We start from the raw sequence: 25,207 nt of genomic DNA, 5'->3' as shown, positions 1-25,207 counted from the left end.
GGAGAAATAAGCAATGGGTTATTTAGAATTTCAAAATGGTGAGCTTATAAAAGATTCTTTCAAGGTTTTTGATATTAAGGAAGGTGGCCTTGGCAGAGTGTATTTTGCATTTTGCTCAAGGAGACAAATGAAAGTTGTGATAAAAACTATTTGTAGAAAAATATGGGAAGAATACAATCTTTCCTCATGCTGGAGCTTAGTAAAATCTATTGATAGTGAGCAAATCATAGATCGTCCTTTAAGTATTGGAGAATATATTTATTTAATTTTTATTAGAGAGGCTAAAATTTTGTGTCAAGCACAGGGGCATCCTAATGTGCTGAGGGGCATCGATTACTGGTTCACAGAATAGGGGCAACCGTTTTTTGAATGTGAATTTATAACCGATGCTGAGGATCTCTCTTCATTTCTTCAAACGCATGGGGAGAAAACAGGCTTCAATTATCTTTCTCCACTTGAAGTGATCCATATTGGAATATCATTCTGTAATGGAATGATGTACATAAGTGAAGAATTGCTTAAAGCATTCAACCAGATGAATCCCAAAAATCCTGCCATAGCATTTGTTCATAGAGATATAAAACCAAATAATATACTCATTACAAAGAAAAATCAAATAAAAATTATCGATTTCGGTCTTGCTAAATTTGTTCAACCATCAAGCTTGACTTCGGGGTTCGGCCGCCATATTATAACACCGGGAACTTCACCGTATAAGTCTCCAGAACAAGAGCTAAACTATGAATCTGTTATGCCTTCATCAGATATTTATTCTTTTGGCGTAACAATGTATGAATTGTTAGGAGGAAAAATACCTTTTGTAGAAAATGACTTAGATTTTTACCAGGATATACCGATTGAACTTAAAAGAATATTGGAAAAATGTTTAAAAAGATCGCCATCTGAAAGATATCAATCTTTTAGAGAACTAAGAGAAGAATTGATCAAGTTATTAAAAAAGATAAAAGAAGGCGAAGTAAAAATAAAAGAAAATTTAAGATGCGTGTCTTGTGGATTTGTGGTTCTCAAGAGAATAGAAAGAGAAGAAGAGGAAGCCCTCATAGAGTATCATGGTCACAAAATGGTAAAAGTGCCTGGTGGGGTATTCTATAAAGGTTTAAATGAAGAACAAAAAAGAAAAATATTGAGAAAATATAATAGACCAGATATAAAAGAACTCTTGGACGAAGAAAAATATCAAAAATTGGAACTTCCTTCTTTCTGGATAGACATTTATCCTGTTACAAATGAGCAGTATTATCGATTCATTAAAGAGACTGGATACAGAAAAATTCCTTCGCATTGGAAAGATTGGGGATTTAAAGACCCTCCATATCCACCAGAGGAAGCTAATTTCCCTGTCACTAATGTTTCATACAAGGATGCTTTAGCTTATTGTGAATGGGCAGGCCTGAGATTGCCAACCGGTGATGAATGGGAAAAAGCTGCAAGAGGCCCCGATGGAAGACTTTATCCTTGGGGTGATGAGTATAATATTAGTTTTTGCAATACCGCAGAGTCTGGAAATTATGGACCTGTTGCTGTTGATAAATATCCCGAAGGGAAAAGCCCGTATGGTTGTTATCAAATGGTGGGAAATGTGTTTGAATGGGTAAATGAGCCCTTGCCTCAGGCTCCTTCTTATAAATATCTTAGAGGAGGCTCTTGGGCTGTTTCCTGTGAACTCTTAGGATTGCCCGCGCTTCATTATATAGCATCGCATGAGGAATCAACGGGCGAGACTTCACAAAAGAATATATTTGGCTTCAGGTGCGCTAAAGAAGTAAAAGAAAATAAAAGGACTTTACCTCCATTAGAAGGTAAAATGGAAAGTTGTCCTCTTTGCGGTGGGAATCTGATAATATTTAATCCAGAGGAAATAAAAATCCCAGAAAGAAATATTTATAGCTGGATAGGATTCTTTGACATTGAGTAGAGTAAAAAGATTAGATAGATATGCTCTGAATTTCTTTTTGATACTTCCTAAGAAAAAATGCAAAAAGAAAATCCACATTTGCTTATCTCTACATACAAAAACCAAGAAGGTCAAGAAATAACTATTTCCAGCTCATTAATAGTTTATTACCTCTCCCATCCACAATTTTCCGAAAGCCGTCTCTAATAAAGTGAAAAAAAAATAGTATAGCCTGTTGTTCGTGCAATAAAAAGAGACTTGGGCTTAAACCGATTTTCTTTAGGAGTTAAAGAAATTTTTTAATAAAATTTAATAAGAAGTTTAAACGGTGTTAAAAACTAAAGGTGATTTTATACCTCAGTGAGAAGTTCAAATTAAAGAAACTCTGCTAAGACCTAAAGGAACTTAAAGGTAAATTTGAAGATGAATTAGAAGAGCATCCTTTAGCAAAAGCTTTTAAATTGCGGATAAGAATCCTCTTACCCACCCAGGATATTGGAGTCTCGCCGAACAAATTATTAAAATCTTTATCCGAAAGAGATTGTAGAAATTCTAAGGATGGATTGATTAACTTCTTAGAAGGAAGAAATTCTCTAATTTTAGTTTGCCTTGCATTCTTTGAGAAAGGACAAACTTCCTGACATATATCGCATCCAAAAATGTATTCGTTTAAAGGAGAAGGAAACCATTCTGGTAAATAATCACCTCTACTTACAGTCCAATATGCAGTGCACTTCCCAGGATCCAAAGAGTAAGGTTTATAAAGAGCGTTACTCGGACAAACATCCACACATATCTTACAATCTCTACATTTATTTTCCTTCTCTCTATCCGGTTCAAGTTCAAAATCAATAAGTAATTCTCCAAGAAAAACCCAGGACCCAAATTCTTCGGTTACTAAAAGTGTATTTTTCCCTATCCATCCAAGACCTGCTCTTTTAGCCAATTCTTTTTCTGGTAGAGGCCCTGTATCTGAGTATCCTTTTACTTTTCTTACACCAACTTCTTTAATAATAAATTCTGAAAGAATAGTCAATTTTTCTCTCATAACTTCGTGATAGTCTTTACCTAATGCGTATCTTGATATTCTTACTTCCCCTTCTCTTAACTCTGGAAGAGGCCCTTGCCAATAGTTTATTCCAACTACAATAACACTCTTTGCCCAGGGAAATCTTAACTTTGGATTAACTCTTTCTTCAATATTTCTTTTTAAATATTCAAGATCAGAATAAGAGTATCTCTCCAAAGAAGATAAAAACTCTTCTTTATAAATGGAAGGCTCTAATGTGGTTACCCCAAAAAGGTCAAAACCTATTTCTATCGCTTTCTCTTTGATTCTTTTCTTAAGATCCATTTCTAAAAAATTCTTTTACCACTTCTCTTAAAGTACTCATCTCAAAGCCTCTTCTCCTTAAATACTCAATAACCTTTTCTTTTTTATTTGGCTTACCTTTATACTTCCTAACTGCTTTCTCAATTGCTTTTCTTGCATTCTCTTTCTCATCAATACTTCTTAATAAATCTTCCATCTCATTTTCTGGAACACCCTTATACAACAACTCCATCTTTATGGCAAATCTCCCTTTTGGGTTTGCATTACTTCTATTTTTTATCCAACTTAAAGCGAATCTCCTATCATCTATTAGCCCAACTTTTTCAAAATCGCTTAAGACCTTATTTATAATTCCTTCTTGAATACCTTTGTTTTTAAGATAATTTTCAATTTCTTTCTTTGATCTTTCTCTATAGGAAATGTATCTCCTTGCTTTCTCCTTTGCTCCCACTAATTCTTCATATTCTTTTATAGAAACAATCTCTTCCTCTGAAATTTCCTTACCCTCGTAAAGATGAAAATTAATAAGAGTGTCTTTATATAAACCAAAGGAGAATCTTCCATTTATATAAACATTAACCCTGTCCTTTTTCCTCTGTTCCTCTATCCTGGTTATTTTCATGATAGATATTGAGTGCCTTCCTTATCTTCACCTCCAGTTCTTTAGATATCTCAGGATTATCTTTTAGGAAAAGCTTTGCATTTTCTCTACCTTGTCCAAGTGAGATTCCTCCATAAGTATACCAAGCTCCTGATTTTTCAATAAGATTCAAAGACTGCCCAAGATCAATGAGTTCCCCTTCTTTTGATATGCCAGATCCATACATTATGTCAAACTCTGCTTCTTTAAAGGGAGGGGCGAGTTTGTTCTTCACAACCTTAACTTTTACTCTTATCCCAGTGGACTCCTCTCCTTGCTGCAAATTACTAACTTTTCTTATCTCCAATCTCACAGAAGCGTGAAACTTAAGAGCAAGCCCTCCTGGAGTTGTATAAGCATTCCCAAAAGTTATCCCTATTTTCTGCCTAACTTGGTTTATAAAAACGGCAGAAGTTGAAGCTTTACTCAAAACCCCTGTTAGTTTTCGTAAAGCTTGTGACATTAGGCGTGCTCTTAAAGCTATGTGAGCGTCTCCCATCTCACCTTCAATTTCAGCTTTTGGAACAAGTGCTGCGACCGAATCAATCGTTATAAGTTCTATTGCACCGCTTCTAACCAACATTTCAGCTATCTCCAAAGCTTCCTCTCCGGTGTCCGGTTGAGAAATTAATAAATCATCTGTGTTCACCCCAAGATTTCTTGCATATTGAGGATCAAGGGCATGCTCTACATCTATAAAAGCGACTGTTCCTCCTCTTTTCTGTGCTTCAGCAGCGATATGAAGAGCAAGAGTGGTTTTACCAGAAGCCTCCATTCCAAATATTTCAATTGCTCTACCTTTTGGTATTCCTCCTATGCCAAGTGCATAGTCAAGGGAAATAGAACCTGTTGGTATATATGGAACTTCTATTGTCTCTTTACTACCCAACTTCATCAATGCCCCTTCCCCATACTGCTTGTTTATTTTACTCATAACTGCTTCAAGAGCCTTTTCTTTATCCTTGTCCATAAATTACCTCCTCCCAAAAAGTAATAAAATAGATATTACTAAAAACACCATAAATACTCCAAACAAAAGAACTTTATTTATCTTCTCTTCTTTAGTCCTTATAAATAACAATATTAGCTCATAACAACCGAAAACACTTGCAATACTTCCAACAGAAATAGAATAAAGAATAAAACTTACATTTCTACTTAAAAAAGGAAGAATAAATGCAAGAACATTAGAAGAAAAACCACTAGCTCCAAGAACTCCGATAGAGTATATTATAAATGGGTTAACGTTAAAAATACCTATAGGTAAGTACTTGAATAAGTAGTAAAACACAAAAGAGATTCCTACTGGGATTAAGAGTTCCCAATTTACAGCCTTTAAGGTTTCCATGCCCATAAAAACAAGGGAGAATATCCCTCCAATAATAATAAGCCCCAAAAGGTTAAAATTGTATTGCCTACCAATATTAAAGTACCCAAGAATAAAAAGAAATAGAATAATAGAAAAAACCAATTCCTTTTTTCTTATCTTTACAGACTTTCTTATATTTTTAATCTCCTCCCCTTTAGAGATAAAATAAGAAATAAGGACAAGAGCAAAAAACCCTGATACCCAAAGAGGAAGCATTATGGAAACAAAAGAAGAAATACTTATCCCAGGTTTTCCGTTCCCAAACGCAAGCACTATAAAAACATTTTGAAGATTGCCAAAAGGTGTGATTATACTTCCAATCAATGTAGAGAGAATAAGTAAAGTTAAAGTTTTAGCCTTCTCTTCAAACCTAAGGATCCAATTGCGAAAATAAGTAATAAGAACAAAAGAAAGAAAAAAAGGGGATAAAAGATACGAGAGAGCAATAAGCATAAGAATGGCCTTTCTACTATTTTTCTCCCCCAAAATTTTTTCACCAAAAAAATCAATAACCTTAGACTGCTTAATAGAAGCAGACATAAAACTCAAAAACAAAACGAGGAAAAAATAAGCTACCGGAACAGGAAAACTTACTTCTACAGGCAAGGGTTACCTCCTATTAAAGGAAATTTAGCTAAGACCTCATATATAGGTCCTTCTTTTCTTAAAGTGCTTTTAAAAAGAGTAATCTTATCTACAGGAAAAGCTCCAAAAGAAAAATCAATACCCTCTGGTAAGCTGTATTTACCCCTTTTCACTCTCCCAAGAGTTATATGTGGGGTAAACTCTCTCTCTTCTTTTTTAAACCCAAGCTGAACTATCTTATCTTCAAGAGTCAAATATAATCCTTTTAAAAAATTCTTTCCCTCTTCTATTCCAACCCAAATAACGCTTGCTCTTTTAAGAGAAGGGAAAGCTCCCACACCTTTCAAAGAAACCTTAAAAGGAGTAAACTTTCCGCCAACTTCCTTCATCTTTTCTTCAATCAAGGTGCGCTTATCTGTTTCACCCAAAAATCTTAAAGTAATATGTAAATTTTCCTTCTCCACCCACTTAATAAAAGAAAAAGGAGGAAGTTTTTTACAAAGGTTTGATATTAAATCCTTTGCCTCTTGAGGTATTTCGATTCCTATAAACAATCTTATTTTAAACCTCCAGTAAACTCTTTAAAATTTCTAAAATTTTTAAACTTGCCTCTCTCCTTATTTTATTCCTTTCACCCTTAAGATGCACTATATTAGTAACAGTCTTTCCTGGAATGTCAACTCCCAAAACTACAGTTCCTACAGGTTTTTCTTTGGTCCCTCCAGAAGGGCCTGCAATACCTGAAATAGATAATCCAACTTCGGTTCTTAAAATTCTTTTGACTCCAAAAGCCATTTCTTTAACAACTTCCTCCGAAACTGCTCCAAATTTTCTCAGAGTTTCCGAAGAAACTGAAAGCAATTTCTCCTTAATCTCATTAGAATAAGCAATTATTCCTCCTTTAAAATAATCAGAACTTCCAGGAATAGAGGTAAGAAAACTACCCAAAAGTCCACCTGTACAAGACTCTGCCACTGAAATAGTCCATTTCTTCTTTCTTAATAGTTCTCCCACTTCTAAAACCAAGTTTATAACTTTCCTATCCATATAAAGATTTAATAAAGTCCAAAACAAACAAAAAAATACTTGCCAAGATCCCTGCAAAAATATCATCTAAAACTATTCCACCTTTTAGATGCTCAATTTTCTTTAATGGAGGAATCTTAAAAATATCAAAAAAACGAAAAAGCACTAAACCAAGAATTAATACTGATAAACTTTTACCATGAAAAGCAAAAGTCACAATCGTCCCACTAACCTCATCCAGAGTGAACCAAGTAGGATCTTCAGAAATTCTTAAAGATAACAAGAAACTAAGCAATATTAAAACAAATCCAATTATAAAGTAATAAAGAGAAGACCAATCAAGAAATAAAAAAAGAAGAAAAGCCGTAATAAAAGAAGAATAAGTCCCTCCTCCTTTTATTTTTCCCAAAAAGAATAAGCTTCCAATTATTTTCTCAAGAGAATTCCTATCCCTTTTCATTTAATCTCTTTATTTCTCTCTTTTGCTCCTCTTTTAAAAGCCCTTCTAAATTAACCTGAAGGACTACTTTATCTTGAAAGATTCCAAATCCCTTTAAATAAGATAAAGAATAAAAGTCGGTTGCTTCCCTATCAATTTCGAGCTCATAAATTCCTTTCACTCCAGAAATAAGAAAAGCACAATAATCTATGTATTTTGGGAAAAGTAAAACCCCTCTTTCTTGAGAATTTAACCTTAGAATTTCCCAAATTTTAACAAAAGGCACTTTTCTTCCTCCCTTTTCTACAAATCCCCCGATCCACTTTGGAATTTTAGAAATCCTTCTTATCCTCTTTAACCTACCTAAACTTTCAACTTCATTAATGTTAACGCCGAAAAAAATATTATCTATAGAGAATATCAGCAGTTTCTCCAATATCCCTTTAAAGCTCCTTAATTTTCTCTGTAAGCGAAATTAATGTCTGAATCCTCATTCTAGCTTCCTCTATTGAAGCTGTCTCCTCCTCCATTTCCCTTAAAACTAATAATGCATTTTCTACTTGTTTGTCATTTAATTGGGATAATTTATTGGATAACTTCCTTATCTCATCTGTAGATTCGTATCCTTCCTTTAGAATCCCTGAAATTTGCTCTGCCATGTTTGTGTTAATCACGATTGATTCCGAGATCTTCTTTAAATCTTCTTTTGTCTTCTGAATTATCGATTTAGTCTCTTCAAAGATAGAAATTGACTCTTCTGTTGTGGCAACTATAGAATTCACAGCCTCATCCATCCTTTTTATATTCTCTCTTATTTTTTCCAAATAAGAAGCAGAGTCATTTGACAATTTTCGAATCTCCTCGGCAATCACAGCAAAACCCTTGCTTTCCTCTCCCTCCTTCCTTACAGCTTCAATTGAAGCATTTAGGGCAAGCAAATTTGTATCTTCGGAGATCTGTTCCATAAGAAAATTAATTTCTTTAATTTCCTCAAAAGCTTTGGAGAGCTCTTCTAAAACCCTTGAACCTTCCTTAACCTTCTTAACGAAAGCAGTGATTCTCTCTACCTTCTCTTCAGTTCTCAATTCTGTAGAGTTTGCAAGATCAATAGAATCTTTAGATGAATGAATAAAAGTCTTAATCTGAGATTCTATCTCGGTAGAAAGAGAATAAATTCCTTCGTTTTTCTTATGAACAGAATTAATTACTCCTCCACTTTCATCCTTAATACTCAAGATTTCATTTATAAATTTATTAACTTTACTTGTAGAAGAAGCTAATCTTTCTATACCGGTAAGTATTGCTTCTGCTTGAGTATTAATCTTCTCATAGGCATCCTTTAATCTAAAAATCAAAGAATTTCTATCCTTAATAAAAAGAGTAACAGAATCGTCTATCTCCTCTATCTCATCTCCAGAAATAACTTTTCTCTCAATCACAGAAAAATCTCTTGTAAAATTTTGAAGTTTCTCCCGAATCTCTAAAATAGGTTCTCTCACAATTTTTATTAAAACCCAAAGGAGAAAAGGAGCAAAGATAAGATAAATTAAACAAAAAGGACTTTTTGAGGCAATATAACCAACAAAGAAAGAAAAAATAATAACAGAACTTCCAAAAAAAGAGATCTTCTTACCCAAATTAAGACCTTTAAATTTAAAATCTTTGAGTTCTTTGAACTTAGGAGAAAGCAAAGAAAAACTCAAAAAGTAAATTATACTGAATTCTAACCCTCCTATAGAGAGGAAAGAAAAAAGAGCCTTAAAGATTTCCTCTAAAGATGGAAACCCAAAAAGAGATCTTAAAATCAAATAAAATAGAAAAAGGAATACTCCAAAATTTAAAAATATATGAAAACCATATATCATTGGAATGCTATAAAGAATCTCTCCATCTCCAATAACAATTGCTTTTTTTAATTTATTCTCTTCTATAAAGTAAAAGACAAAGGAAAGAAATAAAGTAGCACTCAAGAGATTTAAAAATATATCTTTATAATTCTCAGGAGAAAGAAACCAATAAAGAGAAGAAAATAATATTGGAGTTCCAATTAAAATACTCAAAACAGTAGAAATTAAAGCAATTTTATTTGATAGTTTCATCTAATTTCTCCTTAAATGATTGAATTTGTTTCCCTTTCAATAAATTGCCAATGTTTAGAACACCCACAATTTTGGATTTATAAGAATATCCGCCAGAGAAAAGATTAGGAGGAAAAACATCTGGTAAAGGCAAAATTTCATTCTCATAAATTTCCACAATTTCTACAATCTCAGAAACTTCTAATCCCACAAGTTCGTTAGAAACTCTTAAAACAACAACCGGAAAAGCATCTTTTAATCTCTCGCCTTCCATCTTTAACCCTAAGATTTGCCAAGAATTTACTACTGGAATAATTGAGTCTCTCAATTCTGCAATGCCAATAAGAAACTCTGACTGAGAGGTGCTAGTTAATCTTAAATCCTTTTTTATTTCCTCTACATCTGAAAGTGGAATTCCATAATATTCCTCTCCTATTCTCACAATCATTATCTCTTCTTTCTTTTTCTCAATTTTCTTTTTTACTAAGGGTTCAAGAACTTCTTTTTCTTCAACCTTATCCTTCTTTTTAATAAGCTTTCCTTCAGAAAAAAACTTTCTTTCGAATTTAGTCCTTTCCGGCTTTATTCTTTCAGATTTCTCTTTAGGAAGCTCTAATTTCTCTTGTGATAATATTTTTTTAAAGCTTATCTTCTTTTTTTTCACTAGACCTCCAAATCAAAAGCAACAGCCTCTATTATCTCAGGAGGGATCTTCTTCAAATTCTCGGTCGCAGCCACAAAAAGAGCATTTTGAGCAATATTATTTATAACTCTTGGAATTCCCTTACTCACCTCATATAGCTTATCCAAGCTACTTTCCTCAAATATCTCTCTTTCGCTTCCTGCCACTTTAAGCCTATGAATAACATAAGCTTTGGTTTCTTCTTTCGAAAGAGGCTCAAGATGAAAACGAACGTTAACTCTTTGCTTTAGTTGGGGAACCCTATCTATTATTCTTTTTAATTCTGGTTGACCAAGCAAAACAATATGTAATAGCTTCTCCTGAGAAGTCTCCAGGTTAAGAAGAAGACGCACCTCTCTAAGAGCATCTAAGGAAAGAATCTGGGCTTCATCAATCAAAGCTACAACTATAATCCCCTTATTATTAAGTTCTTCAAGTTTTTTCTCTAAAAGGTTTAATATTGCAAGTTTAAACCTTGGAATTTCTTCAATACCTATTTTTTGCAGAATTACTTTTATCAATTGATTTGAAGATAATTTTGGGTTTCCTATTATAAAAGGGAGAGCATTTTGCTTTTTTAAACTTTCTCTTAATGCATTTGCAAGATAAGTTTTGCCACAACCAACATCTCCTGTAATAAGAGTGAGCCCTCCTTTTATCTCAGTTATATTATAAAGAAGTCTTGCATAACCTTCCTCAAATCCATTGCTATTAAACATAAAATTTAAATCTGGAGTATTAGAGAAAGGTTTTTTAGAAAGTCCCCAATACTCATTTACCATCTAATTCACGCCTCGCTTTTTGTGCCCAGACATTATATTTATTAACACTAATCAACTTCTCCCAAATTTGAGAACAAAGATTAGGTAAGCCTTTCTTCTGATAAGCTTTCCCTAAATAATAATAAGCTTCATATAAATTTGGTCCAAGACTTATTGCTTTATTAAGAAATTCTATAGAATCATCAAGCATTTCTCTTTCGTAATACATAACTCCAAGATAAAATAAGGCGTAAAGAACTGCTTGTTTATCCTTTGCGTTTTTCTCTATTAAAGAAAGCTTCTCAATTGCTTCTCCATATAAACCTTTTTTATAACTAATATAGCCAAGATTCACCTGGGCCATCTCGTTATGAGGATCAATTTTTAAAACTTCCTGAAAAATAAGAGAAGCTTTATCGTACTCCTCAAGATTTATATAAGCCCAACCTAAGAGGTTATAAACTTTCGTATTTTCAGAATCCATTTTTCTTGCCTTATTAAGAGTCTCCACTGCCTCTTTATATTTTCCGCTAACTATTAGATTCCATCCCTTATCTATCAAAGTTGTAATATTAACTCTCGCCGATTGAATCTTCCTAATAAAATCAGTTGAATCTATAGTCTCTTTTACCATTCCCTTAAAGTTATTTTCTTTCTCTCCCAATAACTCTTTCGCTTTTTTCTCTATCTCAAGGAGCTCTTGTTTAATCGTTTTTATCGTAGAAAGGATCATCCTTAATCTCTCTTCCTTTTCTTCCTTTACTCCGGTTTTTTCAATCTCTAATAATAAATTTTTTATTTTTTCAAACATCTCCTTTGACCAATTCAATTAATTTATCTGCAATTTCATAATATGGTAGAACTAAATCTACGCAACCGCTCTCAATAGCCACCTTAGGCATTCCAAAAACAATAGAAGTCTCTTCGTCTTGCGCAATTATGAACCCTCCCCTTTTTCTAATCTTCCTTATCCCTATAGCTCCATCTTTCCCCATTCCAGAAAGAATAACGCCAACAATGTTACCATTAAATTTTTCTGCCGCAGAATTCATCGTCACATCAGCAGAAGGTCTTACTCCATGAATTGGAGGAGCCTTGCTTAATTTTATCCTCCTTGTCTCTGTAATTTCAAGGTGAAAATCACCAGGAGCAATATAAGCTTTGCCCTTTTCAAGAAGATCGCCATTCCTCCCTTCAACAACAGACAAATCTGAAATTTCATTTAACCTTTCCGCAAAAACTTTTGTAAAAAGTTTTGGCATATGCTGAACCACAATTATAGGAGCAGGGAAGTTGGAGGGCAACTTTTCAAATATTGAATTTATAACTTTAGGCCCCCCTGCAGAAGCTGCTATTATAACCAAAGTCTCCCCTTTTATTTCCTTATTTGATTTAATCTTTTCCCCTTTCTTTCTACTTCCTTTTAGATTAACCTCTGAGGCTATCTTCACTTTTCTAATTATCTCATCCTTTACTTCTCTTAAATTGAGAGAAATTGGCCCCCCAGGTTTCTCAACAAAATCAATAGCTCCAGCCACAAGAGCTTCTATTGTCTTCTGGGCTCCTTTTTTTGTATAAGCAGAGATCATTATTATAGGAGTTGGAGCTTCTCTCATTATTGCTTTTACAGCTTCAATTCCATCCATATGAGGCATCTCAACATCCATTGTTATCACATCTGGCTTAAGTAGAATACTTTTCCTAACCCCTTCAATTCCATTTGCCGCCGTATCAATAACATTAATTTCAGGATCTCTATTTAAAATTTCGCAGAGAACTTTTCTCATAAAAGCTGAATCTTCAACAACTAAAACGTCAATCAAATTACCTTATCTCCATTTTTATATGAACTTATGAAAACCTTTCCACTTCTTAACTCAAAACTCACAGATCTTCCATAATCTCCCCCAGTATCCTCTCCCACAATTTTAATTCCAAGGTTCTCAAGAATTTCTCTTGCTTTCCTTACATTTCTCTTCCCTATAGAATTCTCTGCATCTTCTATAAATTTAGGAAACATTACTGCTCCTCCCACCATTTTTGCAACAATATTCTCCTTCTCCCCTTTAGCCTCTATTAATTTATTTAAAAGTAGAGGAATCCCAGAATCCGCATATTTTTCTTTCTTCTTATCCCCAGGATTTTCAGGAAGAATAAAATGAATCATTCCACCTAAATTTTTCTTCACATCGTATAAAGCAACTGCTACACAAGAACCAAGTCCATTTATTGTAAGAACCATTGGAGGACAAGCTATCTTAAAACTTCCAGCTTCAACTAACAATCCCTTTTCCCTTAACATAAATTCTATCTCTTAAATCCACTGTATGGAAGAAACCTCTTAACCTCTCAGGTAACATCTCAACCTTTCCAAGAACTAAAAATCCATCTCCTCTTAAGGCTTTCCAGAAAGTCAAAAGAATCTTTTCCTGAAACTCCTTTTTAAGGTATATAAGAACATTTCTACAAACCACTAAATCAAACTTATTTTCAAAATCTGCATCTTTTAAATCAAGAACCTGATATTCTACAAGGCTTTTAATTTCTGGAATGATTCTATATTTACCTTCAATTTTTTCAAAATATTTTATTTTATAATTTATTGGTAACTCAAAAAGTTCAATTTCCTCATATTCTCCTTTTCTAGCCATTTCTATAGAATCTTCATCAATATCTGTTCCTAAAATTGAGCATTTAAGATTAAGCTCCTTACAAAGAATTGCAATAGCATAAGGTTCTGCACCATTAGCACAACCTGCACTCCAAATTGAAGGTTCTTTAATAGAAGGAAGAATTTTACTTTTAAGAGTCTCAAACACACTTTTATCTCTAAAGAAACTCGTAATATTTATAGTTAGAGCTTTTTTAAGATTTTCTCTTTCTCCATCATTAGTTTTAATTAACTCAGCATAATCTTCCCAATTCTCAACGCCCACTTTCCTCATTCTATAACGAATTCTTCTCAATAAAGGTTTTTCCTTATAATTCTCCGGTTCAAAATCTAAAAAATCTTTTATTGCTGTAAAAACTACTTCAATTTCTCTATTCTCAAATTTATTCATGCCTTCTTTGCAAGTTCAATAGTTCTCTTTATCAATTTATTTTCTGGATCCAATTCCAATGCTTTCTTCCATAACTCAATCGCCTCTTTTGCTTTTCCCCTTTGATAAAGGATATTCCCTTTCTTAAAATACAATTCCCAATCTTGCACCCCTCCAGATATAAGAGTTTCAATTTTTACCTCACAAAGATCAAAGAGTTTATTTTTATAATAATAATCAATTAGTGCTTTAGAAAGAACCAAACAATTAGGATCCGACTTTAATCCTTCTTGGTAAATCTCGGCGGCCTTTTTCTCATCTCCTGTAAACTCATACAATTTACCAAGATTATAGAAATATTCTCCAAATTCTGGTGCCATTGATAGACCTTCCTCTAAAATATTTATTGCTTCTTCAATATTCTCTTTTCTTATCATAATGTAACTGCGATAAAACTCTATATAAGGATTCTTAACTTTAATTCCATTCAATATATCCAGAGCCTCGTCATATTTTTTGAGTTTTAAATATATAATGGCCTTATTTAGAAGAATTTTCTCATTACTTTCTTCTATTTTTAAAGCTTGAGATAAATAATCTAAAGCAACCTCAGTATTTCCTTTAAGCTCATTTATTAAATAAAGATTATTCAACGTTGAAGCTCTAATATTAGACTTTAAGCTCTCTTTAAATAACCTCTCAGCTTCATCAAGTTCACCCATCTTAAAATTTATTATTCCTTTGTAAAATAGGGCTTCAGAATCATTTGGAGTTAATTCAAGAATCCTATTAAACTCTCTCAAAGCCTCATTTAACATTCCTATCTTAACAAAAGCAACTCCTAAGTTCCTATGCTCTTCTATTTTTTCTCTCTCTTTTATAAGAGACTCCTTTTCAACCTTTAACTCCTTCAAAACCCCTTTCTTCAACAAATCAGAAAGAATTTTTAATGTTTTGAACTCTTCTATAGGAATAACACTTATAAGAGAAGAAAGATTTTTCTCTCCATCTACTTTATTTAAAACCATTCTCTCTTCTTCTGTTAGAGTAGAAAGATCCTTAAACTCAGGAGAAATCACGAGTATTGAATTCTTATCCGGCAAAGAAGAGGCAGCCAATTCATCTTTAAATGCGGCAGATTCAAGGAGAACATCATCTATCCTAATAGAAACTGGTAAACCTTCGGTTTGACAGGATTCTCGTGCTTCAAAAACAAAATATCCTTTTGTCCATCCTGATAGCTCTATTATGGTGTCTCTCATCTGTTTCTTTATATATTCTGCTAATGTTCCTTTATCTATTAAATTTAATTCTAAAAGAATTTCTCCAAGAGGAACATTCTTTTTTTCTTTTTGGAGCTCTAAAGCTTCTTTTAACTGTTCTTCATTAATTACTCCATTCTCTAAAAGAATAGACCCTAATCTATCTTTCCTATTCATCCAATGAATATGGGTAAGATTCCCTCCTTCTAAGTAAAGATATACAAGATTCTCTTCGTTTGTTATAGCAAGTTCTCCCGTCTTACTCCCCAAATGAAGCATTTGTAAGAGATCCATAATTGAAATGTCTGAAAGAGAACCTTTTATAGGCATATTAAAAATCCTCTAAAAGCCTAAAACTTTCATCTTGTAAGTTAATAGATAATATTTTAACCAAATTCTCCATTTTCTCTTTCGAAAGTTTCCTTCCCCCAAGAGACTTCCTTCTTGAAATCTCAAGCCTTCTATGAACCTTCTCCGCCAAACTATCCTCTTCTTCTTCTAATTTCTCAATTGTTTTTGTAAGCCATTCAACCTTATCGGGATTAAAAAGACTAGCTTCTATTTCTTTCTTCTCTTCTTCCTTAAGAATCCCATTCTTTATAAGATTATCTATTGCTAGCATACCATACCTTTTCTGTAACTCTATCAATCTCTGAATGTCTGTTGTATAAGAAACAAATTCTCCGGTTAGTAAATCCAACTCTTTATCTATAACTTTTTTTATCCTATCGGTGTTAAAACCTTTCATTTCCCAAACAAACATCTTAGCCCTATACTCATCTCGCAAAATCTCTGCCTTTTCTGTCTCAACAATCTCTTCAGGAAATCCCTTTTTTACCTCTTGAATAAATTTCTCAAATTCTCCCACTTGTTTTTTTATTTCCTCTTTCTTTCTTACCTCTTCTTTTTCTTTCTCCTTTTCTTCTCTTAATTCATCCCTCTCATCAGGGACATATCCAAATAGCCTAACTTTTTTTACAGCTCCTATCGCTTGACTCATTGTCCTTATGTCTTTTTTCTCAAGCTTTGCTAAGAAGGTCTTAGGCAAACCTTTACCAAGGATTTCAATAACTTTTTTCTTAGAAAAAGGATCAAACTCCTTTATGGGAACCGTAACACCAATTTCAATCTTAGCCATTATTCTTTCAGGCAAATTCAAACCTTTTGGGTGACGATTTGCTGTAAGGACTATTTGTTTATTCTCATTTTCCGTAAACTCTCTAAGTAAATCAAAAAGAATATCCATTATAACTTTTGTGGTAGGTATAGTCTCAAGATCTTCAATTATAAGTAAATTAATTTCTTTACACTCTTCTAAAAGACTAGGATTAATATCCTCTGCCTCGACAAGTTTTGATTTACCTTTAAATTCCTCTTGCATATTTTCAACAAGAAAACTCTTACCTGAACCCGAAGGTCCATATATAAAAAGAGGATTTACCTCCCTTCCCATTAGAGCTTTTCTTATAGCCTTAATAGCTGCAATATTAAATTTAGAATAAATTATCTCTTTCAATTATTCTTCTCCAAGTTTAATCTTAACAGACTTTAAAACTTCAACTCCAATAGCCTTAAAAACCTCTATTATCCCTTCTCCGGTTGTAGCAATAGAAGGAAAAGAAGGATAATGATCAGGATTCAATTGCGCTTCCAATTCTTCTATAGAGGCTATATCTTCTAAATCTCTCTTATTATATTCTATAATTATAGGAATTTCTTCGATATTGATATTATTCTCTTTCAGATTCTCAATCAAATTTTCCCAACTCCATATATTATCTTCCATTCTACTTCTAAGAGAATCAGCAACAAATACAACTCCATCAGCTCCTCTTAAAACCAGTTTCCTTGTAGAATCATAGATAACCTGTCCTGGAACCGTATACACTTGTAGCCTTGTATTGAAGTTTTTAAAAGTACCAAGATCTACTGGCATAAAGTCAAAGAATAATGTCCTATCTTGCTTAGTTGCCATTGAAATAATATCAGATTTTCTGTCCTCTGGAATTTTTGAAAAAATGTATTTAACATTGGTAGTCTTTCCCGCCCTTCCAGGTCCATAATAAACAATCTTACAAACAATTTCTCTTGATGCATATTTAATTACAGCCATTAAATTAACTAACCTCTATGTCGAAAATCCTATTCTAATATCTTTAGCTTTTTAAGAAAATTCGTATTTATATTTCCCTTAATAAAATCTGGATGATTTAAGATTTCCTTAAAAAGAGGGGCAGTAGTAGGAACCCCCCTAATTGTAAATTCGTCTATAGCTCTAAGCATCCTCCTTCTACTCTCTTCTCTATCTTTACCGTAGGTAATTAATTTAAGCAAAAGAGAGTCATAATAAGGGGGAACTGTATAACCCTCATAGATGTGAGAATCCACTCTTACCCCTGCTCCTCCTGGAAGATATAGATGATGAATCGTTCCTGGTCTTGGAGCAAAGGAAGCTTTTGGATCTTCGGCGTTAATACGAACTTCTATTGCATGGCCTTTAATTTGCACTTCCCTTTGATCCTTTATCTCAAGAGGAGCACCATTTGCAATTTTAATCTGTTCTGCCAATATGTCAAATCCTGTCACCAATTCTGTTATAGGATGTTCTACCTGAATTCTTGTATTCATTTCCATAAAATAGAAAGAGCCATCCTCGTTAACTATAAATTCAACAGTTCCTGCAGACCTATAACCTAATTCTTTTACCCCTCTCTTTGCCGCTTCGCCCATCTCTTCCCTTAGCTCGGGAGAGACAAAAGGAGAAGGAGCTTCTTCAAGTAATTTTTGATGCCTTCTTTGAATGGAACATTCCCTTTCTCCAAGATGAATAACATTTCCATAAGAATCTGCAAGGATTTGGATTTCTATATGTCTTGGATTCTCAATTGCCTTCTCTATATAAACTCTATTGTCTCCAAAAGCAGCTTGTGACTCAGACTGAGCCATTACAAAACCTGCTCTGAGTTCTTTTTCATTTCTTGCTAATCTCATTCCTCTTCCTCCACCTCCAGCGACAGCCTTTATAAGAATAGGATAACCAATCTCATTCGCAACTGAAATAGCTTCTTCTACATTTTCAATAACCCCCTCACTTCCGGGAGTCACAGGAACTCCAGCGCTCTTCATAAATTTTTTAGCCTCAGCCTTATCTCCCATTTTTCTTATAGCTTCTGAAGAAGGACCAATAAAAATGAATTTATTTTCTTCGCATATTTCTGCAAAAGAAGGATTTTCAGCTAAAAAACCATATCCGGGATGAATTGCATCTGCTCCAGTAATTTCTGCAGCTGCAATTATTCTAGAGATATTCAAATAACTCTCAGTAGGTGGGCCATCTCCTATACAAACTGCCTCATCCGCGAATCTAACATGAAGTGAATCCTTATCTGGTTCTGAAAAAACTGCAACGGTTTTAATTCCCAAATCCTTTGCCGCCCTTATTATTCTAAGAGCTATCTCTCCTCTATTAGCGATAAGGATTTTCTCCATCTCTTACCAGCGTTTAGAAGTCTGTTCAATCCCTTTAAGTCTCATCTTAAATTCATCTGGATTATTAACATTCTCTAAAGCAGTCTCAAGATCCACAATCCCATTCCTATATAAATCCATCACACTTTGATCAAAAGAGTGCATTCCATATTTTGTGCCTTCTCTAATAGCTTCCATAATTAAGGGAGTCTTTTGTTCATCCAGCAAATATTCTCTTATTGTTGGAGTAGAAACAAGAATTTCTGTAGCAGGAATTCGGCCTGTTCCATCTTTTTTAGGAAGCAATCGGAGAGAAATTATACCTCTTAAGACACTCGATAGTAGAACTCTTATATGCTGATGCTGATAAGGAGGAAAGAATGTAATTATCCTATTTATTGTCTCTGCCGCATTAAGAGTATGAAGTGTTGAAAATACAAGATGTCCAGTGTCTGCTGCTTTTAAAGCTGTCTCCATTGTTTCTGCATCTCTTATTTCTCCAATCATTATGATATCGGGATCTTGACGCAAGATATACTTTAGAGAATTAGCAAAGCTTTTAGTGTCTGTTCCAATCTCTCTTTGAGAAATGATAGACTTTTTATCTATAAGGAGATATTCAATTGGATCTTCAATAGTAATGATATGCTTTCTTTTACTCTTATTAATTTGATCAATCATTGACGCTAAAGTTGTTGATTTCCCCGAACCTGTTGTTCCTGTAACAAGAATTAAACCTCTTGGTAGAGAAGCTAACTCATTTAAAACAGGAGGTAAATTTAACTCTTCAATTGTTTTTATTTCTCTTGAAATAGGTCTTATGGCAAGAGCAATACTTCCTCTTTGAACGTATATATTGACTCTAAACCTAGAAATCCCTGGAATTCCAATTCCAAAATCTGCCTCTTTCTCCCTTAAAAAAGCCTCCTGTTGTTTCTTTGTCATAAGGGAAGAAGCGATTATCCTGAGATCCTCTTTTGTAAGTTTGTTCATCTCCATAGGAACGAGTTCCCCATTAATTCTCAAAATTGGGGGTATCCCAACTTTAAGATGGAGATCCGAAGCTTCTACCTCTATCATTTTCTTTAAAAGTGGCTTAATATCCATAGCTATAATTTCCTCACAACAAATAATGGTTGATTATATTCTACAGGCTGTTCGTTAGAGACTAAAATTTCAACAATTTCTCCTCTAACATCAGACTCAATCTCATTCATTATTTTCATAGCTTCTATGATACAAACTACATCTCCTTTCTTAACCACATCCCCAACCTCCACATAAGGAGGAGCATCTGGAGAAGGAGCTTGATAAAAAGTTCCAACCATTGGAGATCTTATAATATGGAGATCTTTATCTTCTTTTATTACTTCTTCCTTTATTGGCTTTTCTTCAACTTTCTTTTCTTCTTTTTCTTTGACCTCTATTGTTTCTGAAATTAAAGTTTTTGTCTTAGGGAGAGAACTCTTCTCTTGTTTATTCTTTGTCAATCTTATTCTTGTCCAAAAGCGTTGAATTTCAATCTCTTCTATATTACTCTTTTCTAATACATTTATTAAATTCTTGATAAATTTGATATTCATTGAGTCTCCTCCATTTTTAAATTATAAAAACAAAGCATTAATAAGTCAAGAGGTTAACTCTTTTTGTAAATTTATATAAAAGCCTTCTAAACTACGGGAACAAAATCTTCTTCTCTAAAAAGAGTTGTTTTTATCCCACCCCTCACATTAACTTTTAACTCTACAAAAAGATATTTGGGTGATAAAAGGGACTTAAAATGCTCAAATATAATATTTAGGAGGGTCTCATGAGTTACCCTCAGATTTCTAAATTTCTCAATGTAAAGCTTAACACTCTTTAGCTCTACAATAAAGTCTTTTGGTTTATATCTAATCTTTAGAGTATAAAAATCAGGATGGCCACTAAAAGGACATAAGGCTGTTAGTTCTGAAGTTTCAAACTCAACGGGAAAATCAGCTTCCGGAAATTGATTTGGCAGTCTTACTAAAATTTCTCCATTTTTTTTTAATTTACTTAAATCTTCTTTCATTTAAGTTGAGGAAATAAAATTACATCTCTAATTGAAGATTGATTTAGTAAAATCATAACAATTCTATCTATTCCTAACCCTAATCCCCCTGTGGGAGGCATCCCATAAGAGAGTGCTAAAAGAAAATCCTCATCAAAAGATTCTGTTTCAAGATCCCCTTTTTCTCTTAGCTTTGCTTGATCCTCAAATCTTTTTCTTTGTTCAATTGGATCGTTAAGCTCTGAATAGGCATTTCCAATCTCCATACCAAAAAGAAATGGTTCAAATCTCTCTACAATTCCCTCTTCGTCCCTTTTATCTTTTGCAAGAGGAGAAATATCTTTTGGATAATCCATTATAAAGGTTGGTTTATCAATGGAGGGCTCTACAAATTCCTTAAAGATAGCTTCAAGAATTTTTCCTGTTGTATATAACCCTTCCACCTTTACATTCAACTCTAATGCTTTTTTCTTAACCTCCTGAAAAGAAAGGCCTCTAAAATCAATACCGGTTTTCTCTCTAAGACCTTCATAATAAGATAGCCTTTCCCATCCATTTTCAAAAGAAACTTTTTTACCTTGATATTCTAAAACCTTAGAACCAACAAAACGATCAAGAAGGCGATTAAAAAGTTCTTCAACAATCTCCATCATATCATAATAATCAGCATAAGCCTGATAAAGTTCCAACATTGTAAACTCAGGATTATGAAATCGATCAATTCCTTCGTTTCTAAAATCTTTTCCAATCTCGTAAACTCTTTCCATCCCTCCTATTATAAGTTGTTTAAGATAAAGCTCATCAGCAATACGCAAATATAATTCCTTCTTAAGGGACTCCTGATAAGTCTTAAAAGGTTTCGCAAATCCACCACCATATCTCACCTGAAGAATAGGGGTTTCAACCTCAATAAATCCTTTTTCATTCAAAAAATCTCTTATTTCTTGAATTATAAGACTTCTTGTCTTAAAAACTTTCATACTTTCTTCATTTGAAACAAGGTCTAAATATCGCTTTCTATAACATTCCTCTCTATCACTAAGGCCATGCCATTTCTCAGGAAGAGGATGGAGAGACTTTGCAAGGATAGCAAAGTCTTCTACAAATATTGTAATTTCACCAGTTTTTGTCTTTGTCAACCTCCCAGACACCCCTAAAAAATCTCCTATATCAAGATATTTGATTAAATCATAACTATTAGGAAGAAGCTCTTTATTAAAATAAGCCTGAATAGAACCCGAAAAATCCTGAATATCTAAAAATGTGCTCTTACCGTGGCTACGGATTTTCATAATTCTTCCTGCAGAAGCCACTTTTTTGTTCTCAAAAGAAGCAAAATTATCTTTAATATTCTTATTAAAATCGGTTCGATCAAATTTATAAGGATAAGGATTTATCCCTCTTTTTCTTATTTCTTCCAGATGTTGTTTCCTAAACTCTACTTGATCAAGCACTTCACTCATGGATGGAATATAACAAAAGTTTTAATAATGTCAACAGGGATTGAACGGTGTCCCGGATAATTCTACTTTCTCTCTACTAAAGCGCTAACAACTTCAACGAGTTTTTTATATTCATAAGGTTTTCTAATTATTCCATCAAATCCAAATTTTTTATAATCAGCCATTACAGGGTCATCAGAATAACCACTAGAGACAATAGTTTTCACCTTTGGATCAATTTTCTTTAGTTCTTTCAAAGTTTTAAGACCTCCCATAGCTCCAGGAACTGTAAGATCAAGAATCACTACATCATAAGGCTCTCTATTTTCCATTGCCTCTTTGTACAAAATAATTGCCTCTTCTCCATTTTCGGCTTCCCCCACTTCATATCCAAGCAAACTTAAAGCCTTTTTTGCTGCCTTCCTTATAAAAGATTTATCGTCCATAATTAAAACTTTTCCTTTATACTCAATTAATTTCTTTTCTATCTTTTGTCTTTCTCTCTGCTCAGGAATAGCTGGAAGATAAATATAAAAAGAACTACCAACTCCTAACTCAGATTCTGCATAGATATACCCTCTATGTTTTCTAATTATATAGAAAACTGTTGAAAGACCAAGCCCACTCCCCTTTTCCTTTGTTGTAAAAAAGGGATCGAATATTCTTGATAAATGTTCCTTAGGAATTCCAATCCCTGTATCCTTTATAGTTATCTTTACATACTTACCTTCCTCAAGAGGTAAATTTTCTTTCTCACTAACTTCCACATTTTCTGCCTTAACATATATAAAACCACCCCCAGGCATAGCCTCAATTGCATTAAAAAACAAATTGTTCATAACCTGAATCATTTGTCCTTTATCTATCTCCACTTCCCAAAGATCCTCCTGAAAATCAAAATTACATTTTGATTTAGAACCTGTAAGAACAAAATTTGCAGACTCCATAATTAATTCTTTTATAGAAGCTTTTTCCTTTACAGGAACTCCACCTTTAGAGTAAACCAATAGTTGATGTGATAAGCTTTTGGCATTTTGAGCAATTCTTTCAGATTCGGTTATTATATCATAAAGCTCATCCTCTGGGTTTATTTTTAATCTTGCAAGAGAGAGATTTGTAAGGATTCCTGTAAGAAAATTATTGAAGTCGTGAGCAATTCCTCCAGCAAGAATACCAATGGATTCAAGTTTCTGAGCTTTCAACATTTCTTCTTCCATTAGTTTACGGTCAGAAATGTCAATTGTATGAAGGACGAATCCTTGAAAAACTCCTTTCTCATCTATCATTGGTTCCCAGGAACTGGAAGCATACCAAACACTTCCGTCTTTCCTTATAGCCTTATATTCAAAATTTCTACCACCTTTATGATTTCTTAAAGCTTCCTCAAAAACTTTCCTTGCTTTCTTCTCATCGTCTTTATGAACCCACCAAACAAACTTATTTTCCAACTCTTCTTTCGAATACCCTGTAATTTCTTTACAATTTTGACTTACATAAAAATTCCTCCCTTCTTTATCTGTTATTGTAAGAAATCCTGGGAGTGTTTCCACAATTGAACGAAATTTTTGTTCACTTTCCCTTAAAGCTTTTTCTGCCTTTATCCTCTCAGTTATATCTTCAGAAATTATTATCGCTCCTTCAGGGAAAGGGGCTATACTAATAGACAAATACTTATCTTTATATTTCATTACAGGAAACTCTTTTCCTTTCCCTCTCTTTATACAATCCATCAATTCTTTGTGCATATCTATCTCGTGTTTTCCCCCATAATCTTTATACATCACATCTCCAATTTTAGGAATTCTATTCCCTGACCGTCTTTTCGCAAGATTTGTCTTAATTATCCTGCCTTTCTTATCCACAACAATGGTCTCGGCAGGGCTATAATTAAATAATGCATAATTAAAGGCTTCTTTCTCCTTTAGACTTTTTTCATATTCCTTTCTCTTTGTTACATCCCTCATACAGCCCATAAAAGCCTGAGGAATTCCCTCTTTACTTTTTATTAAAGAAGCAGAAATCTCTCCAATAAAAGTGGAACCATCTTTTCTCAACAAAGTATATTCTGCGTTCTTTATCACTTTTCCTTTTAGAAGCTCACTAAATTCTACCCTTGCTCTTTTTCTTTCAAAAGGTGCAAATAAATCAAGAGCTTTCTTCCCAATAACTTCTTCTGCTCCTTTATATCCATGTGCTTCAAGAGTTCCCTTTGAAACAAAAGTTATTTCTCCATCTAAGTCTGTCACTGTGATTCCATAAGGGGAGGTATCAACAAGTGTTTTATACAGTTCTTCTGTTTCTCTTAACACTTGTTCTATTTTTTTTCTTTTTGTTATATCACTTGTAACTTCTAAAACGTTCACCACTTTCCCTTCATCATTTTTTATTGGATAGCCTTTTATTAACCAAAATCTACCATCGGATGTTTCTATTTCTCCTTCCTCTACTTCACCACTCTTCAAAGCTCTATCAACAGGGCATTTCTCACAAACTCTCTTTCTCTTAGCCCAGATTTCAAAGCAATTCCTACCAAGAAGAGCTTTTGGATCTTTCTTAACAGAATCTCCGGCAGCTTTATTTGCCCACAAAATTCGGTGGTTAGAGTCTTGAAGAACCACAAGTTCAGACATAACATCCAATATTAGTTCTATTTTCTCTTCGTAAGCATTAAAGAAACTATCTTTTCGTTTTAATCTTTTTTTCATTTCAAACCCTCTATCAAATAAAATTTAAAAATTTTTTACTATTATTTTATAATATTTATTTTTTAAAAAATAACAAAAAAAATCTTTCTTGTCAAGTATTAATTACTTTTCAATATATTGACAAATAAAAAATGAATATTATAATTAACAATTTAAAAACTGAAAGGAGGTGATGAAGAAAACTAAAAAGCGTTAAGCTTTATAAAAGAGACTTTAATCCAGATTAAAGGTAATTTTTAGAAATTTAAGAAGATTTAAATTTCTTGTTAAATTTGTTCTTTTGAAAAGTATAAAGATTCAAAGATCTCTTAAATCCTTCAAGAGGAAACACCAAATTTAACAAGAAAAAGAAAAAAAGGAGGTTTTATGTTATTATTTCTTTCTTTACTTTTAGTTTCTCAAGCTCCTATGAGTGACTCAAGGTGGGAT

Annotated in this window: 26 protein-coding genes; 2 read left to right on the top strand and 24 right to left on the bottom strand. The window is 33.3% G+C overall.

What is annotated here, in order from left to right; translation table 11 throughout:
- The first annotated feature begins 127 nt into the window (after positions 1-127).
- Both ABIN61_07720 and ABIN61_07715 read left to right on the top strand, forming a co-directional pair.
- The gene (locus ABIN61_07720; GenBank protein MEO0294087.1) at positions 128-352 is read left to right on the top strand and encodes a hypothetical protein; all 225 of its coding nucleotides are present in this window, start codon (positions 128-130) and stop codon (positions 350-352) included.
- A 27-nt stretch (positions 353-379) separates the two neighbouring features.
- Positions 380-1,936, top strand: a complete 1,557-nt coding sequence (locus ABIN61_07715; GenBank protein ID MEO0294086.1) for a bifunctional serine/threonine-protein kinase/formylglycine-generating enzyme family protein — start codon at positions 380-382, stop codon at positions 1,934-1,936.
- A 367-nt stretch (positions 1,937-2,303) separates the two neighbouring features.
- On the opposite strand, the gene queG is transcribed toward ABIN61_07715, so the two are convergent.
- The 24 genes from queG to ABIN61_07595 form a co-directional block, all read right to left on the bottom strand.
- Positions 2,304-3,269, bottom strand: a complete 966-nt coding sequence (queG, locus tag ABIN61_07710) for a tRNA epoxyqueuosine(34) reductase QueG (GenBank protein MEO0294085.1) — start codon at positions 3,267-3,269, stop codon at positions 2,304-2,306.
- Entirely contained in the window at positions 3,259-3,870 is a 612-nt protein-coding gene (locus tag ABIN61_07705; protein MEO0294084.1) for a RecX family transcriptional regulator, read from the bottom strand. The genes queG and ABIN61_07705 overlap by 11 nt, the downstream gene beginning before the upstream one ends.
- Complete coding sequence (recA, locus tag ABIN61_07700; GenBank protein MEO0294083.1) at positions 3,824-4,858, bottom strand: recombinase RecA; 1,035 nt, start codon at positions 4,856-4,858, stop codon at positions 3,824-3,826. Before recA ends, ABIN61_07705 begins: the two co-directional genes overlap by 47 nt.
- A gap of 3 nt (positions 4,859-4,861) precedes the next feature.
- Positions 4,862-5,863, bottom strand: coding sequence for a hypothetical protein (locus tag ABIN61_07695; protein ID MEO0294082.1), 1,002 nt, complete (start codon positions 5,861-5,863; stop codon positions 4,862-4,864).
- Complete coding sequence (gene thpR, locus ABIN61_07690) at positions 5,854-6,396, bottom strand: RNA 2',3'-cyclic phosphodiesterase (protein ID MEO0294081.1); 543 nt, start codon at positions 6,394-6,396, stop codon at positions 5,854-5,856. The genes ABIN61_07695 and thpR overlap by 10 nt, the downstream gene beginning before the upstream one ends.
- A gap of 7 nt (positions 6,397-6,403) precedes the next feature.
- On the bottom strand, positions 6,404-6,889 hold the full coding sequence (locus ABIN61_07685; GenBank protein ID MEO0294080.1) for a CinA family protein: 486 nt from the start codon (positions 6,887-6,889) through the stop codon (positions 6,404-6,406).
- On the bottom strand, positions 6,882-7,328 hold the full coding sequence (locus ABIN61_07680; GenBank protein MEO0294079.1) for a phosphatidylglycerophosphatase A: 447 nt from the start codon (positions 7,326-7,328) through the stop codon (positions 6,882-6,884). The genes ABIN61_07685 and ABIN61_07680 overlap by 8 nt, the downstream gene beginning before the upstream one ends.
- Positions 7,315-7,743 (bottom strand): chemotaxis protein CheW, encoded by a 429-nt coding sequence (locus tag ABIN61_07675; GenBank protein ID MEO0294078.1) that lies wholly within the window; start codon positions 7,741-7,743, stop codon positions 7,315-7,317. The genes ABIN61_07680 and ABIN61_07675 overlap by 14 nt, the downstream gene beginning before the upstream one ends.
- 7 nt (positions 7,744-7,750) lie before the next feature.
- A complete protein-coding gene (locus ABIN61_07670) occupies positions 7,751-9,406 on the bottom strand; it encodes a methyl-accepting chemotaxis protein (protein ID MEO0294077.1) in 1,656 nt (551 codons plus the stop codon).
- Positions 9,390-10,049, bottom strand: coding sequence for a chemotaxis protein CheW (locus ABIN61_07665; protein ID MEO0294076.1), 660 nt, complete (start codon positions 10,047-10,049; stop codon positions 9,390-9,392). The genes ABIN61_07670 and ABIN61_07665 overlap by 17 nt, the downstream gene beginning before the upstream one ends.
- The gene (locus ABIN61_07660; protein ID MEO0294075.1) at positions 10,049-10,849 is read right to left on the bottom strand and encodes an AAA family ATPase; all 801 of its coding nucleotides are present in this window, start codon (positions 10,847-10,849) and stop codon (positions 10,049-10,051) included. The genes ABIN61_07665 and ABIN61_07660 overlap by 1 nt, the downstream gene beginning before the upstream one ends.
- Positions 10,839-11,639: a tetratricopeptide repeat protein gene (locus ABIN61_07655; protein ID MEO0294074.1), complete on the bottom strand. Its 801-nt coding sequence runs from the start codon at positions 11,637-11,639 to the stop codon at positions 10,839-10,841. Before ABIN61_07655 ends, ABIN61_07660 begins: the two co-directional genes overlap by 11 nt.
- Complete coding sequence (locus ABIN61_07650; GenBank protein ID MEO0294073.1) at positions 11,632-12,615, bottom strand: chemotaxis response regulator protein-glutamate methylesterase; 984 nt, start codon at positions 12,613-12,615, stop codon at positions 11,632-11,634. The genes ABIN61_07655 and ABIN61_07650 overlap by 8 nt, the downstream gene beginning before the upstream one ends.
- Positions 12,616-12,647: 32 nt before the next feature.
- Entirely contained in the window at positions 12,648-13,130 is a 483-nt protein-coding gene (locus ABIN61_07645) for a chemotaxis protein CheD (protein MEO0294072.1), read from the bottom strand.
- Complete coding sequence (locus ABIN61_07640) at positions 13,102-13,890, bottom strand: protein-glutamate O-methyltransferase CheR (GenBank protein ID MEO0294071.1); 789 nt, start codon at positions 13,888-13,890, stop codon at positions 13,102-13,104. Before ABIN61_07640 ends, ABIN61_07645 begins: the two co-directional genes overlap by 29 nt.
- Entirely contained in the window at positions 13,887-15,461 is a 1,575-nt protein-coding gene (locus ABIN61_07635; protein MEO0294070.1) for a tetratricopeptide repeat protein, read from the bottom strand. Before ABIN61_07635 ends, ABIN61_07640 begins: the two co-directional genes overlap by 4 nt.
- 1 nt (position 15,462) lies before the next feature.
- Positions 15,463-16,647, bottom strand: coding sequence for a DnaA/Hda family protein (locus ABIN61_07630; GenBank protein ID MEO0294069.1), 1,185 nt, complete (start codon positions 16,645-16,647; stop codon positions 15,463-15,465).
- Positions 16,648-17,244, bottom strand: a complete 597-nt coding sequence (locus ABIN61_07625) for a Rab family GTPase (GenBank protein MEO0294068.1) — start codon at positions 17,242-17,244, stop codon at positions 16,648-16,650.
- Between the two features lie 29 nt (positions 17,245-17,273).
- Positions 17,274-18,620 carry an acetyl-CoA carboxylase biotin carboxylase subunit gene (gene accC, locus ABIN61_07620; protein MEO0294067.1) on the bottom strand — a complete coding sequence of 449 codons (1,347 nt, stop codon included), beginning with the start codon at positions 18,618-18,620 and terminating at the stop codon, positions 17,274-17,276.
- 3 nt (positions 18,621-18,623) lie between these two features.
- Complete coding sequence (locus ABIN61_07615) at positions 18,624-19,706, bottom strand: PilT/PilU family type 4a pilus ATPase (protein MEO0294066.1); 1,083 nt, start codon at positions 19,704-19,706, stop codon at positions 18,624-18,626.
- Positions 19,707-19,708: 2 nt separating this feature from the next.
- A complete protein-coding gene (accB, locus tag ABIN61_07610; GenBank protein MEO0294065.1) occupies positions 19,709-20,182 on the bottom strand; it encodes an acetyl-CoA carboxylase biotin carboxyl carrier protein in 474 nt (157 codons plus the stop codon).
- 86 nt (positions 20,183-20,268) lie between these two features.
- Positions 20,269-20,652: a preQ(1) synthase gene (gene queF / locus ABIN61_07605; GenBank protein MEO0294064.1), complete on the bottom strand. Its 384-nt coding sequence runs from the start codon at positions 20,650-20,652 to the stop codon at positions 20,269-20,271.
- Entirely contained in the window at positions 20,649-22,094 is a 1,446-nt protein-coding gene (lysS, locus tag ABIN61_07600; protein ID MEO0294063.1) for a lysine--tRNA ligase, read from the bottom strand. The genes queF and lysS overlap by 4 nt, the downstream gene beginning before the upstream one ends.
- A gap of 62 nt (positions 22,095-22,156) precedes the next feature.
- Complete coding sequence (locus tag ABIN61_07595) at positions 22,157-24,778, bottom strand: PAS domain S-box protein (GenBank protein ID MEO0294062.1); 2,622 nt, start codon at positions 24,776-24,778, stop codon at positions 22,157-22,159.
- Positions 24,779-25,207 lie beyond the last annotated feature (429 nt).

It is taken from the genome of candidate division WOR-3 bacterium (assembly GCA_039804165.1).
Lineage (GTDB): Bacteria > Hydrothermota > UBA3072 > UBA3072 > UBA3072 > JAFGHJ01.
This window is presented reverse-complemented; position numbering and strand designations above follow the sequence as displayed.

What these genes read in the sequence shown, in the direction of transcription:
- ABIN61_07720 (MEO0294087.1), top strand. Translation starts at nt 128, where the DNA reads ATGAAAGTTGTGATAAAAACTATTTGTAGAAAAATATGGGAAGAATAC.
- queG (MEO0294085.1), bottom strand. Translation starts at nt 3,269, where the DNA reads ATGGATCTTAAGAAAAGAATCAAAGAGAAAGCGATAGAAATAGGTTTT.
- ABIN61_07705 (MEO0294084.1), bottom strand. Translation starts at nt 3,870, where the DNA reads ATGAAAATAACCAGGATAGAGGAACAGAGGAAAAAGGACAGGGTTAAT.
- recA (MEO0294083.1), bottom strand. Translation starts at nt 4,858, where the DNA reads ATGGACAAGGATAAAGAAAAGGCTCTTGAAGCAGTTATGAGTAAAATA.
- ABIN61_07685 (MEO0294080.1), bottom strand. Translation starts at nt 6,889, where the DNA reads ATGGATAGGAAAGTTATAAACTTGGTTTTAGAAGTGGGAGAACTATTA.
- ABIN61_07680 (MEO0294079.1), bottom strand. Translation starts at nt 7,328, where the DNA reads ATGAAAAGGGATAGGAATTCTCTTGAGAAAATAATTGGAAGCTTATTC.
- ABIN61_07670 (MEO0294077.1), bottom strand. Translation starts at nt 9,406, where the DNA reads ATGAAACTATCAAATAAAATTGCTTTAATTTCTACTGTTTTGAGTATT.
- ABIN61_07660 (MEO0294075.1), bottom strand. Translation starts at nt 10,849, where the DNA reads ATGGTAAATGAGTATTGGGGACTTTCTAAAAAACCTTTCTCTAATACT.
- ABIN61_07655 (MEO0294074.1), bottom strand. Translation starts at nt 11,639, where the DNA reads ATGTTTGAAAAAATAAAAAATTTATTATTAGAGATTGAAAAAACCGGA.
- ABIN61_07650 (MEO0294073.1), bottom strand. Translation starts at nt 12,615, where the DNA reads ATGAGAAAAGTTCTCTGCGAAATTTTAAATAGAGATCCTGAAATTAAT.
- ABIN61_07645 (MEO0294072.1), bottom strand. Translation starts at nt 13,130, where the DNA reads ATGTTAAGGGAAAAGGGATTGTTAGTTGAAGCTGGAAGTTTTAAGATA.
- ABIN61_07640 (MEO0294071.1), bottom strand. Translation starts at nt 13,890, where the DNA reads ATGAATAAATTTGAGAATAGAGAAATTGAAGTAGTTTTTACAGCAATA.
- ABIN61_07635 (MEO0294070.1), bottom strand. Translation starts at nt 15,461, where the DNA reads ATGCCTATAAAAGGTTCTCTTTCAGACATTTCAATTATGGATCTCTTA.
- ABIN61_07625 (MEO0294068.1), bottom strand. Translation starts at nt 17,244, where the DNA reads ATGGCTGTAATTAAATATGCATCAAGAGAAATTGTTTGTAAGATTGTT.
- accC (MEO0294067.1), bottom strand. Translation starts at nt 18,620, where the DNA reads ATGGAGAAAATCCTTATCGCTAATAGAGGAGAGATAGCTCTTAGAATA.
- ABIN61_07615 (MEO0294066.1), bottom strand. Translation starts at nt 19,706, where the DNA reads ATGGATATTAAGCCACTTTTAAAGAAAATGATAGAGGTAGAAGCTTCG.
- accB (MEO0294065.1), bottom strand. Translation starts at nt 20,182, where the DNA reads ATGAATATCAAATTTATCAAGAATTTAATAAATGTATTAGAAAAGAGT.
- queF (MEO0294064.1), bottom strand. Translation starts at nt 20,652, where the DNA reads ATGAAAGAAGATTTAAGTAAATTAAAAAAAAATGGAGAAATTTTAGTA.
- lysS (MEO0294063.1), bottom strand. Translation starts at nt 22,094, where the DNA reads ATGAGTGAAGTGCTTGATCAAGTAGAGTTTAGGAAACAACATCTGGAA.
- ABIN61_07595 (MEO0294062.1), bottom strand. Translation starts at nt 24,778, where the DNA reads ATGAAAAAAAGATTAAAACGAAAAGATAGTTTCTTTAATGCTTACGAA.